16 protein-coding genes and 1 riboswitch are annotated in these 14,329 nt (G+C 67.6%); of the genes, 3 read left to right on the plus strand and 13 right to left on the minus strand.

Annotated features, from left to right (window positions below; translation table 11 throughout):
- Positions 1-13: 13 nt before the first annotated feature.
- Both QFZ69_RS00780 and QFZ69_RS23195 read right to left on the minus strand, forming a co-directional pair.
- On the minus strand, positions 14-454 hold the full coding sequence (locus tag QFZ69_RS00780) for a hypothetical protein (protein WP_373461764.1): 441 nt from the start codon (positions 452-454) through the stop codon (positions 14-16).
- Positions 373-678 (minus strand): hypothetical protein, encoded by a 306-nt coding sequence (locus tag QFZ69_RS23195; protein ID WP_373461765.1) that lies wholly within the window; start codon positions 676-678, stop codon positions 373-375. The genes QFZ69_RS00780 and QFZ69_RS23195 overlap by 82 nt, the downstream gene beginning before the upstream one ends.
- Before the next feature lie 149 nt (positions 679-827).
- On the opposite strand from QFZ69_RS23195, the gene QFZ69_RS00785 reads away from it, so the two are divergent.
- Both QFZ69_RS00785 and QFZ69_RS00790 read left to right on the plus strand, forming a co-directional pair.
- Complete coding sequence (locus tag QFZ69_RS00785) at positions 828-1,220, plus strand: hypothetical protein (protein ID WP_306914894.1); 393 nt, start codon at positions 828-830, stop codon at positions 1,218-1,220.
- A gap of 468 nt (positions 1,221-1,688) precedes the next feature.
- Positions 1,689-3,599 carry a DEAD/DEAH box helicase gene (locus tag QFZ69_RS00790; RefSeq protein ID WP_306914896.1) on the plus strand — a complete coding sequence of 637 codons (1,911 nt, stop codon included), beginning with the start codon at positions 1,689-1,691 and terminating at the stop codon, positions 3,597-3,599.
- A gap of 115 nt (positions 3,600-3,714) precedes the next feature.
- Here QFZ69_RS00790 and QFZ69_RS00795 read toward each other — a convergent pair whose 3' ends face one another.
- The 5 genes from QFZ69_RS00795 to QFZ69_RS00815 all read right to left on the minus strand — a co-directional run bounded on the left by QFZ69_RS00795 (position 3,715) and on the right by QFZ69_RS00815 (position 7,096).
- On the minus strand, positions 3,715-4,365 hold the full coding sequence (locus QFZ69_RS00795) for an MBL fold metallo-hydrolase (protein ID WP_306914898.1): 651 nt from the start codon (positions 4,363-4,365) through the stop codon (positions 3,715-3,717).
- A 21-nt stretch (positions 4,366-4,386) separates the two neighbouring features.
- The gene (locus tag QFZ69_RS00800; RefSeq protein WP_306999853.1) at positions 4,387-5,400 is read right to left on the minus strand and encodes an aldo/keto reductase; all 1,014 of its coding nucleotides are present in this window, start codon (positions 5,398-5,400) and stop codon (positions 4,387-4,389) included.
- 174 nt (positions 5,401-5,574) lie between these two features.
- Positions 5,575-5,955 carry a multidrug efflux SMR transporter gene (locus QFZ69_RS00805; protein WP_306919551.1) on the minus strand — a complete coding sequence of 127 codons (381 nt, stop codon included), beginning with the start codon at positions 5,953-5,955 and terminating at the stop codon, positions 5,575-5,577.
- A gap of 2 nt (positions 5,956-5,957) precedes the next feature.
- Positions 5,958-6,281 carry a multidrug efflux SMR transporter gene (locus QFZ69_RS00810; protein WP_306914900.1) on the minus strand — a complete coding sequence of 108 codons (324 nt, stop codon included), beginning with the start codon at positions 6,279-6,281 and terminating at the stop codon, positions 5,958-5,960.
- A gap of 9 nt (positions 6,282-6,290) precedes the next feature.
- A riboswitch (guanidine-III (ykkC-III) riboswitch) is annotated at positions 6,291-6,356 on the minus strand.
- Between the two features lie 23 nt (positions 6,357-6,379).
- Positions 6,380-7,096, minus strand: a complete 717-nt coding sequence (locus QFZ69_RS00815) for a HutD family protein (RefSeq protein ID WP_306914902.1) — start codon at positions 7,094-7,096, stop codon at positions 6,380-6,382.
- Positions 7,097-7,215: 119 nt separating this feature from the next.
- Between QFZ69_RS00815 and QFZ69_RS00820 the strand changes: the two genes are divergently transcribed.
- Complete coding sequence (locus QFZ69_RS00820) at positions 7,216-7,815, plus strand: phosphoribosylanthranilate isomerase (protein ID WP_306914905.1); 600 nt, start codon at positions 7,216-7,218, stop codon at positions 7,813-7,815.
- Between the two features lie 29 nt (positions 7,816-7,844).
- Here the strand turns inward: QFZ69_RS00820 and QFZ69_RS00825 are convergent, their stop codons facing one another.
- From QFZ69_RS00825 to QFZ69_RS00850, 6 genes are all read right to left on the minus strand, one after another.
- Positions 7,845-8,576 carry a hypothetical protein gene (locus tag QFZ69_RS00825; RefSeq protein ID WP_306914906.1) on the minus strand — a complete coding sequence of 244 codons (732 nt, stop codon included), beginning with the start codon at positions 8,574-8,576 and terminating at the stop codon, positions 7,845-7,847.
- Positions 8,577-8,661: 85 nt separating this feature from the next.
- Positions 8,662-8,832, minus strand: coding sequence for a hypothetical protein (locus QFZ69_RS00830; protein WP_306914908.1), 171 nt, complete (start codon positions 8,830-8,832; stop codon positions 8,662-8,664).
- Positions 8,829-9,206: a hypothetical protein gene (locus QFZ69_RS00835; RefSeq protein ID WP_306914909.1), complete on the minus strand. Its 378-nt coding sequence runs from the start codon at positions 9,204-9,206 to the stop codon at positions 8,829-8,831. Before QFZ69_RS00835 ends, QFZ69_RS00830 begins: the two co-directional genes overlap by 4 nt.
- Entirely contained in the window at positions 9,196-11,076 is a 1,881-nt protein-coding gene (locus QFZ69_RS00840) for a hypothetical protein (protein WP_306914910.1), read from the minus strand. Before QFZ69_RS00840 ends, QFZ69_RS00835 begins: the two co-directional genes overlap by 11 nt.
- Positions 11,073-13,181 (minus strand): glycosyltransferase, encoded by a 2,109-nt coding sequence (locus QFZ69_RS00845; protein ID WP_306914912.1) that lies wholly within the window; start codon positions 13,179-13,181, stop codon positions 11,073-11,075. The genes QFZ69_RS00840 and QFZ69_RS00845 overlap by 4 nt, the downstream gene beginning before the upstream one ends.
- A gap of 11 nt (positions 13,182-13,192) precedes the next feature.
- Positions 13,193-14,293 carry a hypothetical protein gene (locus QFZ69_RS00850; protein ID WP_306914913.1) on the minus strand — a complete coding sequence of 367 codons (1,101 nt, stop codon included), beginning with the start codon at positions 14,291-14,293 and terminating at the stop codon, positions 13,193-13,195.
- Positions 14,294-14,329: the final 36 nt, after the last annotated feature.

The following is a 14,329-nucleotide window of genomic DNA, read 5'->3' on the forward strand; positions in this document are numbered from 1 at the left end:
GCGGGACCGGACGTCAGCGGGCGGCGAGCCGGGTGGCGCGCAGCACAGCGTCCGTGAGCTCGGCCGCCTCGCCGTCGGGTCCGGTCGCACTGCGCAGCCGGCTGTCCAGAACGTCAAGGTGCCACTCAGGTGCCTCGATCCCCAGTTCCCGCGCCACCTCCTCGGCAGTGAAGTACTTTTCGGCTGAGTGGTGGTTCCCCCAGGGCGGCAGCCCCGCGGGGTGGTGCCCGACGATGAGCAGGGTGCCGCCGGTCCGCACCGCGGCGGCGGCCAGGCGCAGGGCCTGCTGCCACGGCAACAGGGTCGAGTGCAGGAACTGGGCGCTGACCAGCTCGTACTGCTGGTCCGGCACCCAGGTGGCGAGATCCTGCTCTACCCACTCGATGTTGCTGTCGTGCCCCGTCTCGCGGGCATGCTCGGCTGCCCGTTCAAGCGCGACGGCGGAGACATCCATGCCGTCACGGTCCAGCCCCGGCTGGCGAGCCAGATAGCGTCCGCGCCCTCGCCGCAGCCCAGATCGAGGGCGACGCCGGGCTTGAGTCCGGACGCTTCTGCCACCAGCTGCGGATTGGGCCGACCGCTCCAGACCTTGGGCCTGCTGGCGTACCTCTCGTCCCATAGCTGCGCGGCCGTGCTCTCATCCGTTCCGCCGGCGGCGTGATGCTGGTGCTCCGTCATGATTCTCCTTCACATGGGGTTCCCTCATTCTGGCAGGCGACCCGGTGGAAGGACACAAAGAAATCACGGCGCGGAAACGCCTCCGAAACGTTTCAGCGGCAAGCTGGAGGCGACAACAGAAGCGCTGGAACGTAGGTGAGGAGCAGGCCATGGCTGCAGAGGAGGCCCGGCGGGTCCGTTCGAGCTCGGAGCTGTCGGTGGGGGACGAGATTGAGGCGTGGCACAACGGCAAGCTGTTCCACCGGGGACGTGTCAACCAGACGGTTGCGTCCATGGATTTGTTCTGGATCGTGGACTCGAGCACCGGTGCCCGAAGGCTGATCGACGTCGAGGCGCTGGTCATCCTCCGCGCGTCGGCCCCGGCGGAGCCCTCTCCGCACGGCCCCGCGATGACCGGAACGGTGATGACTTCCGCGGTGACGGGATCCGCAACGGCCGAAACTGCAGTAACGGGATCCGGTTCGGCGAAGGCGGGCGCGGGGGCCAGGACGCCCCCTGCATCGCACCTTCCGCTGTTCCAGGCCCCCAGCCTCGCGCTTTAGCCGGGGCCGAACTGGAACCGGTCGCGGATCTTCAGCGGCACCGGGAAGCACCCCTTCGCCGTGCCCGTCGACCGGGCCCGGCAGGAGGGTTAACGGGGCGCGCGGGAGTGGGTATCAGGGGAGCCGCCCCCCGGAATCGGGCTTAGGCCCGCCCGGATGGTAGAGTGGTGGAACTTGATGTGCAGTGACGCCCACTTTAGATTCGGTTGATCATCTTGATTGACTGGTTCCGGTTCATCAACCGGTTCCCCTGCTGGATTCCTCCGGAATCTGCCTGCAGGAAGTGGGTTTTTTCATGTGAGAGGCACATCCTGCGTCGATGAACGCGTTCTATTTGGTCCCGACCGCCACTGCCGCAAGGCTGGTAGCGGCCCGGTTGATCACCTGACTTTTCTTCGGCGAACCCCTGAGCCAACCGGCATCGGGGCCGATATCCGCACGGATACCGCCTGAAAGACCTTTGACTACATGACTACTTTTGCTGCCCTCGGCACGCCCAAGGCCCTCGCCGACACCCTCACCGCCCAGGGGATCGTGGAGCCGTTCCCCATCCAGGTCAAGACCCTCCCCGACACCCTGGCAGGACGTGACGTCCTGGGCCGCGGCCGCACCGGCTCCGGCAAGACCATTGCCTTCGCCATCCCGCTTGTGGCGCGACTCGCCGAGCGGGAAGCCAAGCACTTCCGCAAGCCGGGACGCCCCATGGGCCTGGTCCTTGCCCCCACCCGTGAGCTGGCGACGCAGATCAACGCCACCATCGAGCCGATGGCCAAGGCCATGGGGCTGACCACCACCGTGATCTACGGCGGCATCTCCCAAGCCCGCCAGGAAAAGGCCCTGCGTGCCGGCGTTGACATCGTCATCGCCTGCCCGGGCCGCCTGGAGGACCTGATCCGCCAGCGCATCCTGACCCTCGAAGGCGTCGAGATCACCGTCCTCGACGAGGCCGACCACATGGCCGACCTCGGCTTCCTCCCGGTCGTCAAGAAGCTGATGGACATGACCCCCAGCCAGGGCCAGCGCCTGCTGTTCTCCGCCACCCTGGACAACGGAGTGGACAAGATCGTCCAGCGCTACCTGTCCAACCCGCTGACCCACGCCGTGGATGAATCACAGGCCGCGGTGACCACGATGGAACACCACGTGCTGGTGGTCAACGACCAGACCGTCAAGAAGCAGCTGATCGTCGAGCTCGCCTCGGGTGCCGGCCGCCGGGTGCTCTTCCTGCGCACCAAGCACCACGCCCGCAAGCTGGCCAAGACGCTGACCGACGCCGGTATCCCGGCCGTCGACCTGCACGGCAACCTCTCGCAGAACGCCCGTGACCGCAACCTGGCCGAGTTCTCCTCCGGTGACGTCCGCGTCCTGGTGGCCACCGACGTCGCCGCCCGCGGCGTCCACGTCGACGACGTCGAGCTGGTCATCCATGTGGATCCGCCCACAGAGCACAAGGCATACCTGCACCGCTCAGGCCGTACGGCCCGTGCCGGTTCCGACGGCACCGTGGTCACATTGACCCTGCCCGAGCAGCAGTCCGACGTCAAGAAGCTGATGAAGGCCGCCGGCGTCGAGGTCAACTTCGAGCGCGTTACCGCCAACTCGCCGCTGGTTGCGGAACTGGTCGGCGAAATGGCCGACAAGATCGACCCGCGCACCCGCGCCGCGCTCCTGGCCACCAAGTCCGGGCAGCAGGGCGGCGGCAGCTCCACCGGTGCCAACGCCGAGCGCAAGCGCGCCCGCCGCACCACCCAGGCTGCGCCCACCGCGGGTGGCCGTGGCGGTCGTGGCGGACGCGGACGCGTCGGGGCCGAGGCTCCCCGCACTGATCTGCCTCGCGCCGAGCGCCGTGCCGTGGCCTATGAAGGCCAGGCCGCGGCCCGCAACGCGGCAGAACGCGTCGCGGAGAAGAACGAGGACCGGATGGACGCCGAGCGCGCAGCACGCCGCAACGCCCGCGGACGTTCCACGGCCTACGCGCACCACAACGACGTTCCGGCTGCTGGCGGCCGCGCATCCGCCGGCCGCGGCTCGGACGGGCGCGCCGCTGAAGGACGCGGGGACGCCCGGGGCGGCTCTGCTCCCCGCAGCGGCACACCCCGCTCCGGGGGCGCACCCCGCACGGGTGCCTCGACCGGCGGCCAGCGCGGCGGACGTCCGGCAACGGGCCAGCGTGCAGCTGCCGGTGCCAAGCCCGCTGGAAGCAATAGCGGAGGAAGCAAAACTGGAGCAAGCACCGCTGTCTGGTCCTCCAACACCGGCGGCACCTCGGGCGGGTCTTACGCAGGCGGCGGCAACGGCCGCTCCGGCGAGAGCCGTCCGGCGCGCAGCGGCCCCCGCCGTGCGTCCGCTCCGGCGTCGAACGAACGCCGCAGCCGCTAAAAGCACGCCTGTCCGCTACGCAAAGTAGCTGGCGATACGCCAAATGCCGGTCGCTACGGGAATTCCCGCGGCGACCGGCACTATGCGCAGCGCAAATCACGAAGCGTAGCGCCAGCTACCAGCCGCGGGCGCGCCACTCTTCCAGGTGCGGGCGTTCGGCGCCCAGGGTCGTCGGCTTGCCGTGACCCGGATGCACCACCGTGTCATCCGGATAGACCTCGAACAGCCGCTGGCTCACATCGGTGATGAGCCGGGTGAACCGTTCCGGATCCTTCTCGGTGTTGCCGACGCCTCCCGGGAACAGCGAGTCGCCGGAAAAGACGTGGGCGGGGCCCGCCGGGTCCCGGTACACAAGCGCGATCGAACCCGGTGTGTGGCCGCGCAGGTGCACTGCCGTCACGTCGAAGCCGTCGAAGTTTCCGACGTCCCCGTGATCCAGCAGCACATCCACCGGCACCGGCAGCTCCGGGGCATCGTCTGTCCCGGCCGCCGTTTTCGCACCCGTGGCTTCCACCAGGCCCGGCAGCGCCCGGACGTGGTCCCAGTGCTGGTGGGTGGTCGCGATCAGCGCCAGCTTCGGGGCCGCGGAAGTATCCGCTGCGGCATCGGCAAGCAGTCCCTGGATGGCGCCCAGATCATCGGCCGCGTCGATCAGCAGCTGCGCGCCGGATGCCTTGCTGGTGAGCAGATACACGTTGTTGTCCATCTCGCCGACCGAAATCCGGCGGATGGTGATGTTCCGTAAAGAGTGAATGAGCGAGTCCATGGGCTTCAGTCTACGGAGCCGCTATTCGCGGCCTTGGGACACCCAGTTGGGGTCCGCGGAGCGGGAGCCGACGACGGCGTCCGCGGCGGCGTCGAGCTTCTCGAGCTGCGCTGCGGTGAAGTCGAGCGCCAGGGCGCCCAGGTTTTCGTCGATACGGTCCGCCTTGCGCGTGCCGGGGATCGGGACCACGGGCAGTCCCAGCTTCCGGCCCTGCGCGAGCAGCCAGGCCAGCGCCACCTGGGCGGGGGTTGCAGCCTGCCCGGCAACGGTGAGTTCCGCAGCGACGGCCCGCACGGCGGCCACCACGCCCTGGTTGGCGCCGGCGGCCTCGTCGGCGAAGCGCGGGATGTTGCGGCGGAAGTCGTTGCTGCCCAGCGTCGAGGTTTCCACGGTGCCGGTGAGGAATCCCCGGCCCAGCGGCGCGTAGGGCACGAAGCCGACCCCGAGCGCGGCCGCGGCCGGAACCACGTTGCTTTCCACGTCGCGGCTCCAGATGGACCATTCACTCTGGACGGCGGCGATCGGGTGGATGCTACTGGCTTCACCCAGCTCCTCGGCCGTCACCTCGGACAGGCCAAGATGCCGGACCTTGCCGGCCTGCACCAGCCCCGCCATGGCCTCCACGGTTTCCACAATCGGAACGCGGAGGTCGCGGCGGTGCAGGTAGTACAGGTCAATCGTCTCCGTGCCCAGCCGTTGCAGGCTGCGGTCCACGGCCTGGCGCACATAGGCGGCGTCGCCCCGGATGTCCGAGTAGCCGGTTGCCGGCGTCCCGACCAGGCCAAACTTGGTCGCGAGCTGAACCTCGCCCCGGAGCTCCTTGAGCAGCCGGGCGATCAGTTCCTCATTGCTGCCACCGCCGTAGACATCCGCCGTGTCGATGAAGCTGACCCCTGCATCCACCGCATGGTGCAGCGTCCGCAGGGCCTCGGCGGGATCCACTTCGCCGTACACCGGTGTCAGGGCCATGCCGCCGAATCCGAGGGGGCTGACCTGCAAGCCGTCGCCGAGCTGGACTGATGCTGCCGCATTCATCGGGATCTCGATCCACTGTCGGTGCTGCCGGGAAATGCCGTCCCTCCCAAGAACCCCACCCCGGCCGCGAGTATTCCGGCTGCCGGCCGTGCGCCTCGCCGCACGATTCTCCCCACCTTTTAAGGTGGCGAGACCGGCTACGACGGCGGCTCCGGGGCCCGCCGTCGTACTGTCTCAAACCCGGGGAGGTTCGGCGCCTGAAGCCGGCGCCTCCGGGACCCCGGCCGGCAGCAGTTTCAGCCCCGCGGCGCAGCCTACGATCCCGGCGATGAAGAGCAGCTTCAGCGGACTGGCCGGTTCGACGCCGGCCGCCATCGCCCAGCCGACCGTCAGGGCCGCGCCAATCCCCACCCAGACCGCATAGGCCGTCCCGAGCGGTATGCGTTTCACGGCCAGGCCCAGACCGGCCATGCTGAGGGCGGCGGTTACGGCGAAGACCACCGTGGGCAGCGGCCGGGTGAACCCGTCCGAATGCCCCAGCGCGGTGGCCCAGACTGCTTCGAGCACGGCTGAGGCCAGCAGGACGGTCCATGAAAAGGCGGACGGCTTGGACATTGTCACGCCACCACTTTCAGGCCGGCCACACAGGCCGCGATCCCTGCGAGCAGCAGGATCCGGGCCGCCGTAGCGCGTTCAACCTTCGCGACGATCGCGTAGCCGGACGTCAGCACGACGCCGACCCCCACCCACACGGCGTAGGCCGTTCCGGTCGGGATTGACTGCATGGCAATGGCCAGGCCCCCGGTGCTGGCGAGGACGGAGATCAAGAAGACCAGGGCCGGGACCAGCCGGCGCCGGCCCGCCGCCTGCGCGGTGCGGTGCAGGGCGGCGGCCCAGACGGCTTCCAGCGCCCCGGAAAGAATGAGAATTAACCACGACATGACGGCTCCTGTGGCCAGTCTTGTCGCGTGCCGGGTACTGAACCGTCGTCCGGAGGCCGCCCGGGGAGGCGCCTTGGGTCCATCTTAACCCAGACGGGTCAGAACCCGCTCGGCACCCTGTCGATCGACACCACGGCCAGGAAGCCGCGGCCCAGGATTTCCGGCGACGCGGTGTCAGAGCCGACGACGGCGTCGTAGCGCTCCAGCGTTGCCGGCTCGGCGGCGGCAGCCTGTCCCGGGCCGGCGGCGGTCCCGATGGCGGGCGCCGCGCTGGGGTCGGAGCCCGCTGCGCCGGGTCGGACGCCAGCCGTGCCGGGCGCGGAGCCCGCCGTGCCGGGGCTGACCGTGGCCTGACCCTGCAGCAGGATGCCGAGCTGGCCTTCGAACACGGGATGGGCCCGCTTCTTGGAAAGCTCGATGATGGAGGTATACCCCTTGAAGACGCCCTGGCGGGTGATGACGTTAAGGTCGCGGATGTCACCGGTGGGCAGCGCGCCGACGGAGTCGGCCTCGCCGGAAAACCGGAACGGGCGGTATTTCTCAAGCGGATGTTCGACGCCGTCGACGCTCAGGAGGAGCAGTTCGCCCTCGATCACGGTGAGCACGCGGTCCATGCCGGGGAAGGCGGAGAATGTTCCGGCCTTGGTGACCTCGGCGATGCTGACCCGCCAGTCCCAGATGGTGTCCTGCGCCCGGTCAACGGGCGTGGTGCCGGCGTCTGCCCCAGTCGAGTAGCCGCTGGCCACTTCGCGGCTCACCCCGCCGCCGTTGCGCCAGGGTTGGGCTTTCAGCTCGGCATAGCGGATGATCTCCATCGCCCCAGCCTATCCGGACCGCATCGAAGGGCCGCGGCCGGTCAGCCGGGGGCGTAACGTCCGCACGCACCGCCGCAACTTGCTAACGTGAAAGTCAGGAGCGCTGCAGAAGGAGCCGAATGTTTGTCAAAGTGTGCGGGCTCAGTACCCCCGAGTCCGTCCTGACCGCGGTCGCGGCCGGCGCGGACGCCGTCGGTTTCGTCTTGACGCCCAGCCCTCGTGAAGTGACCCTGGCCCGGGCCCGGGAACTCCTGGCCCTTGTTCCCGTCGGCGTCGCCGCCGTCGGTGTCTTTCGGCACGAGCCAGCAACGGACGCCGTAGCGCTGGCACGCGCGGCCGGGCTGGCCTGGGTCCAGCTGCACGGCGACCGCACCCCCGCGGATGTGCGGGCTGTGCACGCCGGCGGGCTCAAAGTGATCCGGGCCGTGACCATGGAGGCAGGGAAGGAGTCGTTCGCCAGCTGGGGCGAGGAACTGCTGTTGATCGACGCCGCCGTACCCGGATCCGGCGAAGCGTGGGACTACGCCTCCGTCCGGGCCAAGGGGCTGGCGGGCCGGAACTGGTTGCTTGCCGGTGGCTTGGATCCCGCCAATGTTGCCGGCGCGGCTGCACACGCCGGAGCGTGGGGCGTGGACGTGTCCTCCGGCGTCGAGTCAACCCGGGGCGTCAAAGACCTGGCGAAGATCCGCGAGTTCGTGAAGGCGGCCAAGCCAGCGTAGGCGGTCCGGGCAGCCCCTGCGGCGGGCGGTCAGCTGCTGCTGCGCTTGATGATCACGTCATCGATGTACTCGTCGCCCTTCTGCCGGCTGTGCTCGGCGCCCAGTTGAACCTTGCTCAGGGTCGTGGCATTGATGTTGACCGCGCTGCTGGAGTACTTCAGCGAATTGTCGAGCCACACCTGGACCGTTGACCTGGTGCCGTTCGTCGTGACGCGCATGCCGACGCGATGCCAGGCGTTCATGGAGACGCTCCCGGGAGTCAGCCTCGTGTAAACGAACGATCCGGAGGGCGAGGTGACGCGCAGCCACATCTGCCCGTTGCTGTTATACCGGTAGACATCGGCAATCCGGGTGGAGCCCGAGAAAAAGCGGAAATACGGGACATTGTTGCCGGCGACACCGGCGGTGGTGATGTTGAACCAGCCGTCGGCGTACGCCGTCTTGGTGGTCGAGGTGAAGGGCATGGACAGGTTCGCCATGGAGCCGGACGTGTCCGTCACATGCAGCTTGGCCGATTTGGTCCCGGTCTTTTTCTGTGAGCTCGAAATAGTCGCGGTGCCGTCTCCCCCCACCTTCGCGACGAGGCCGCAAAAGCCGCTGGCCTCGAAGCTCGTGTCCAGGACGGTGCTTCCCGGAAAGGAGTTCGATGGCGAGGGCTCACACGTCGCAGCCGTAGCCGTTTGGGCGGAACCGAAAACAAGGGAACTGGCGACGAGCAGTCCCAAGGTGCCCGCGGAGCCGAGCGCTTTTAGTGTTCTCATTGATTTACCTCAGAATATGTTGTGGATTACTTTCAGTAGTCCGCAAGTACGGACTGGCCCAGCGGCAGGGGCAGTCTGACGCCGCTTACAAGAGGCGCATCAGCTGCGCTATTAGCGAGACGCCGACTACGGAGAGTAGGGCCGCCGTCGTATATACCGCGGCCCGGGGGAGCGGCTTTTCGGGGTTCAATACCCGCAACACATCACAGGTCACGAGCGAGGTGATGACAGCCAGCCCGGTCAGGAAAACTATCATCTCGCACCTGCCAAGGAGCCCCTCGACCGCTTGAGTTCGGGTGCCAGCAGGCCAAGCGTGACAAGGGACAGGATGCACACGCCCACCGGGGGTGACCAGAGGCCTGCGTAGATCATCGCCGTCGATACGAGCGTTGACATCGCGAGGCTGAAGCCAATTGCGATGGCGATGGCGAGAGGGACCGTTCCGCCGTTCTGTGCGGAAGGCGGGGGGCCGAACCGGAGCAGCAAAACCAGAGCCGTTCCCGGGCCGGCGAGCATCAGCAGCCCAATGATGGCCAGACGAAGGCCTTCCGGCCCGAAAAACGACAGCGGCACGGCGGCTATGGCGATGGCGGCCGTCGCGTAGCTTAGGTAGCGCCGTTCAATTGCCATTTCTTGCTCCTTCAATGCGGAAGATCACGCCGTCGTCATTCTCGGCGATTCTCGTCCAGCCGGGGTTGGCACCGCACGTGGCGACAAAGTTCTGAAGGTCGCCGGCGGGTGTTGATCCGCGGAGTTCCGCGGCGTGAAGCTGGCTCACCGTAACGATCAGGTAGGCCCCGGAACGGGCGGCTATCTGGTTGGCGGCCTCACATGTCAGCGGGCTCGCACCGGGCCTGGGTTCTGCCGGGACCAGCGACCGGTAGTCGTAGCCGGAGTAGTGCTGGAACTTCCAGGGGGTGTTGCGGACCGCTTCGATCAGCTTGGACCCGGGGGGTGCGGTCTCGTAGAGGCGGTTCACGAGGGCGATCTCGTCCGTGGTAAAGCTCTCCATGATGTCGTTGCCGTACCTGGTGACGATGGTGGTGGCGGAGAGAACAGCACCCAGCACCAAGAGGGCGATGCCACGCCGCAGCCCGGGGCCGGAGGGTTTGTCCGACATCAGCGGCAGCACGGCCAGGCACGCTGTGAATGGCAGGCTGAAGAGGTAGATCCGCAGCAGCAGCTCGCCCCCGTAAGGCTGGATCGGGATGAGGACCAGCAGCGCCAGCGCCCCGACCGCCGCCGTGAGCCAGGGCGCGCCCCGTCGTCGGCCCACCACGGCCCCCACGGCAGCGAGCATCCACAGCGCCGCCACCTCGGCCAGGCGGGTGTAAACGACAAACTGGTGCGAGTCGCTGCCGGATACTCTCGAGCTCAGGCTGTCGAAGGTGTTGGCGCCGATGTCTCCGAACGAGCCGAACAGCTGGTCATGGTGGCCCTGCAGGTACGTGGACGCCGCGAACACCAGCCACCCCACCGGCAGCACCAGTGCCAGTACGGGCAGAAAGCGCAGCCGCAGCCGGCCCGTCAGCAGCAAGACGGCCAGGATCGGGATAGCCGCAAAAGGTGTCAGCTGGTGGGAGGCGGTCATGGCGAAGAGGAGTACCGCACAGACCACCACCAGGACGGCACTGTCTCCCCTGGGCGGACCAGTCAGGCCTTGCTGTGGGATGGGAGAGTCGAGTTTTCCGACGATCCGGGCCAGTGCAGTGGTAAACCGGTTCCGGTCAGTCCGCCATGCCCACCCGGTAAAGGTACTCAGGATGCAGGCGATGAGGGTGATCAGCAGGATGAAGGCGTAGGCCTGGGGGGCCAGATAGTCCTGGCCGACCCAGCTGGTCAAGTAGAAGAGCCAGACGGCGGCCCAGGCGTGGCGCCGATGGGCGGTCAGCCGGGACGCCAGTGCCAGCAACGGGGCCAGAAGGAGGACGTTGACCCCGATGGGTGCCCACGTCGCCACGCCCATCAGATCCTTCACCCCGGTTGAGCCCGAAAGCATTCCCAGCAGGTTGAAGAAGCCCGGCCAATTGAAGTAGGCGTCCAAGGCCGGGTCCAGCTGGCCGGACTTGGCAAGGGTGTCGGCAATCCCGAGATGCCGGTAACTTGCCTCGAGCCGGGGGAGTCCGTGGACGATGGGATCGAGGCCATGGAGGATGAATACCGTTACCAGTACCTGCCAGGTCTGGAGAGCCGGACTGAACCGGGGAAGGCTCAGTGAGGCGACAAATCCGACCAGGCTCAGGGCGAGGGCGACGAAATAGACGGGCGGCAGGACTCCAATGAGGCCGGAACCGCCGACCTGCCGGGGATCGACGATGAGCATGCCCCAGATTGCGAGAATGAGGGCCAGCGCGGCGAGGGATGCGAGAGCGCCGGTCTGCCACCCCGGCGTCACCCCGGCTCCGCTGCCGGGGGGCGGTCCGGCACTGGAACTCCGAACACTGTCCTTCAGGCTGCGCCACGTGGTGACGCGTGCGGTGGTGGCCGAATCGTTTGTCATGGAGTCTCCATCCCGGTCGGCTCCTGGCTCGCCGACGAAGGAATCTGGGCGGCCGGGGAGGTCACCTTGGTATGGGCCAATGCTATTAGGCGCCAGCCGGCGATAAGGGCGACCGCACATTGCGCCAGGGACCACAGCATGGAGACACCCGTGAGGCCATACGAATGGGCAACTGCGGGGGCCGGCCCCAGAACCAGGGCCGCCGCCACCACGGCGACGGCCGTGGATTCAACGAGACGCCCTTGCGCCCGGCACAGCCCGTAGTAGACCTGGGTGATGCAGCTCAGGAGGAGCGCCGGCACGAGAATCGGTATCAGCATCCATGCGGAGGCGTAGTCCGGACCCAGGAACCGGAGCAGCCAGGGCCCGACAAATACGAGAAGCCCGCCGGTCACCAGCGTGAGCAGGAGGCTTACGCGGAGGGCGGAAGCGACAAGCCCGGGCCGCGAACGCGTTCCGGCCAGGGCGGTCTGGAGTGAAAACCCGGCGGACTGGGGCACGAAGTACACGGCCGAGGCCATCATCCAGACGATGTACCAGGCTGCTGTCGCCGCGGGGCCGAGAGTGGCAGCGACGATGAGGGGGAGCAGGTAACCGGGAGCGCGGTCGGCAAGCATCAGGGCGTGGTTCGGCAGTCCGGGCTTCAAGAGCTTCAGGGCGTGTCTCGGCCGTAGTCCATGCCGCCAGTCGGGGGAGACCCGGGCGCGGCGGAGCTGCCGCATCCCCACAACCACACTGGCCAGGGCGCCGGCAGCGACCGCGGCCACCACAACCGACAATTCGTGGATTCCAACGATGAAAGCGAGAGCCACCACGGCGAGCTGGACGATGCTCTGGATGACGCTTCGGATGAGGGCCCGGTCCGCGCGCTCCTGGGCTAAGCCGATGTGGTCCAGCTGATAGGCGACGGCGGCGGAGACGGTCGTGGTGAGGAACAGTACCGTGACCAAGGGGTTGTTCCATGCCTCTCCGACCCCGGAACCGAAGGAGCTGGTGATCGCGGCGAGCCCTATGGCCACGGCGAATGAAAAGGTCCCCACGGTGAGCAGGCTGGTTGCGATGAGGCGGCGGCCGCCGTCCGCTTCCCCGGGCAAAAGGGTCAGCGTGGCGGGTCCCACGCCGAACATGCCCAATTGAACGGTGAGGAGCGCCGCCGAGATCACCACGGAGCCCAAACCGGTTTGGGCGGGAGGCAGTACCAGAGCCACCAGCGCCCAGAAGAGGAAACCGGTGACCATCGGGGCCACCCGGGCTGCCGCCAGCCACGCGGCGTTTCCGCCCAGAGAAAGGGGTTGGCCCGCGGGGCGCAGGATCTCGCCGATCATGGAGCGGTAGTTGAAGAGGAGGAACCCGGGCCAGTAAGGCAAGAAGCGGGGTGCCCGAACCAGTGAGATCCCCACGCCGCGGACGGTGGCCAGCAGGGGGAGCATGACCATCCAGCCGGCCCGCGCGGGATGTTTGCGGATCGTCCGCGCCATTCCGGCACCGTCCTGCTCCCATTGGTCGCGTGCCCCGGCAAAGGTGTCGGCAAACCGGTGCCGCACCACGGTGGTGGGCGAGACGCCAAGCCGATAGCCGGCCTTCTCCAGGCGGATCCGCAGCTCAACGTCCTCGCCGGAAATGAAGGAGGCATCGAATCCGACCGAAAGTAACAGGTCCCGGCGGATGAGCGTGGCGCAGACGCCGAACCAGGAACGAACCCGGCTGTGGTTGTGGTGCCAGGCCAGGGCCGATCCCCAGTAGCCGGGCCCGTCCGCCTCGCTGGCCAACCCGAACTGCAGGCCGTCGAAGCCCCCTGCCTCGAATTCGCCCAGGAGCCGCTCCAGGCTTCCGGGCGGCAGGACGACGTCGGCGTCTATCAGGGTGACGACGTCGCAGCGGGCGCTTTGGACGCCAAGCATTCGGGCAGCAGGCAGCCCCCGGCCCTCGTCGGAAATAATTTGCGCGCCGAAGGAACGAGCGATAGCGACCGTGTCGTCGGTTGAACAGCCATCGACCACGATTACCTCGCGGGGACCCTGTCCCGTGATGGACTCCAGGCACTCGCGCAGCCAGGCGGCGGCGTTTCGGGCCGGAACAATTACCGACACCTCGAGTTCTACCACGTCCGCTCACCTCACCCGTCGAGCTTTGAGCGCACCAGGTTCGCGACAAAGTCTGAGGCCTGGTCCGCGGACCAGGCGACAGGGAGACGGAGCAGCGAGCACGGCACGTCTTCGAGGGCGCGACGCACGACGGCGGCCTTTTCGCCGAAATGTTCCTCCAAGGGAACCAGGCCGGACGCACCCAGCGCTTCAACGAGCCGGCGGGAAACCATTGGGAGCTCGGAATGGAAGTTGCCGACGATCCGGGACGTCATCCAGTCGGCACTGCGGGGTTCGAGGCGTGCCTCGGCCCCGTCGTAGCGCTCCAGGAAGATGGCGAGCTGGGCCGGTGCCGCCGATGAAATCCGCTGCGCGCCGAAGACCTGCTCCGGGTGCACCATCCGGTGCTCAGGAGACCAACGTCTGGTGAAGGCAGCCGTCTTCGGATAACGCACAATCACCGGGTGGACAGCCGTGGCGAGGTGGGCCACGGGAGTCGTGAGCCACCCCGGGGCCAGAGGCTTACGGGCCCCCTGGAACAGCTGGGGATAGATCGCCCGATGGTGGGGTTTGATGAACATCGGCTTCGCGTAACCCATGAGCATGCCGCCGGCACCGAGGAAGGCCCAGTCATCCGCCATGAAGCCGACGTCCGGCATGGCAACGAGTTTGGCCACAGTGCTGGTTTTTCCGACTCCGCCCCAGGCCGGGAGCAACACGCCGGAACCACGGAAGTCGACGACGGCGGCGTGGATCATCGCAGTCCCTTCCCGGACGCAGAGCCTGTCCAGCAACGGGATCACCGCGGTCAGCAGTTCACCGCTGCCCTGAATCCGGTATCCCTTCGCCGTTTCAATGATCTGCACGCGGTCCGCGGGGAGATAGAGCGAGTTCGCTGTGAATCGGTAGGCGTCCTCGGCGTGAGACTGACCGGGAATAGGCGATATCTCTTCGCTGATGGAGAGCCGCCGGGAGGCAACGGATTTCCCGAGAAAGGGGGCAAGCATATCCCGCAATTGCGACTCACCGGGAGTATCCGGTGCGACATCAATTCCGACCACGCCGTGGACGTCGAAGCCGACGCCGCTGGCGGCGCCGGACTGCTGGACGACGTCTCGTTCAGACTGGCTCATGGCGGAAACTTCCTGACGTCATGACTGCCGAAGCGG

This window comes from Arthrobacter sp. V1I7 (assembly GCF_030817015.1).
Taxonomy (GTDB): Bacteria; Actinomycetota; Actinomycetes; order Actinomycetales; family Micrococcaceae; genus Arthrobacter.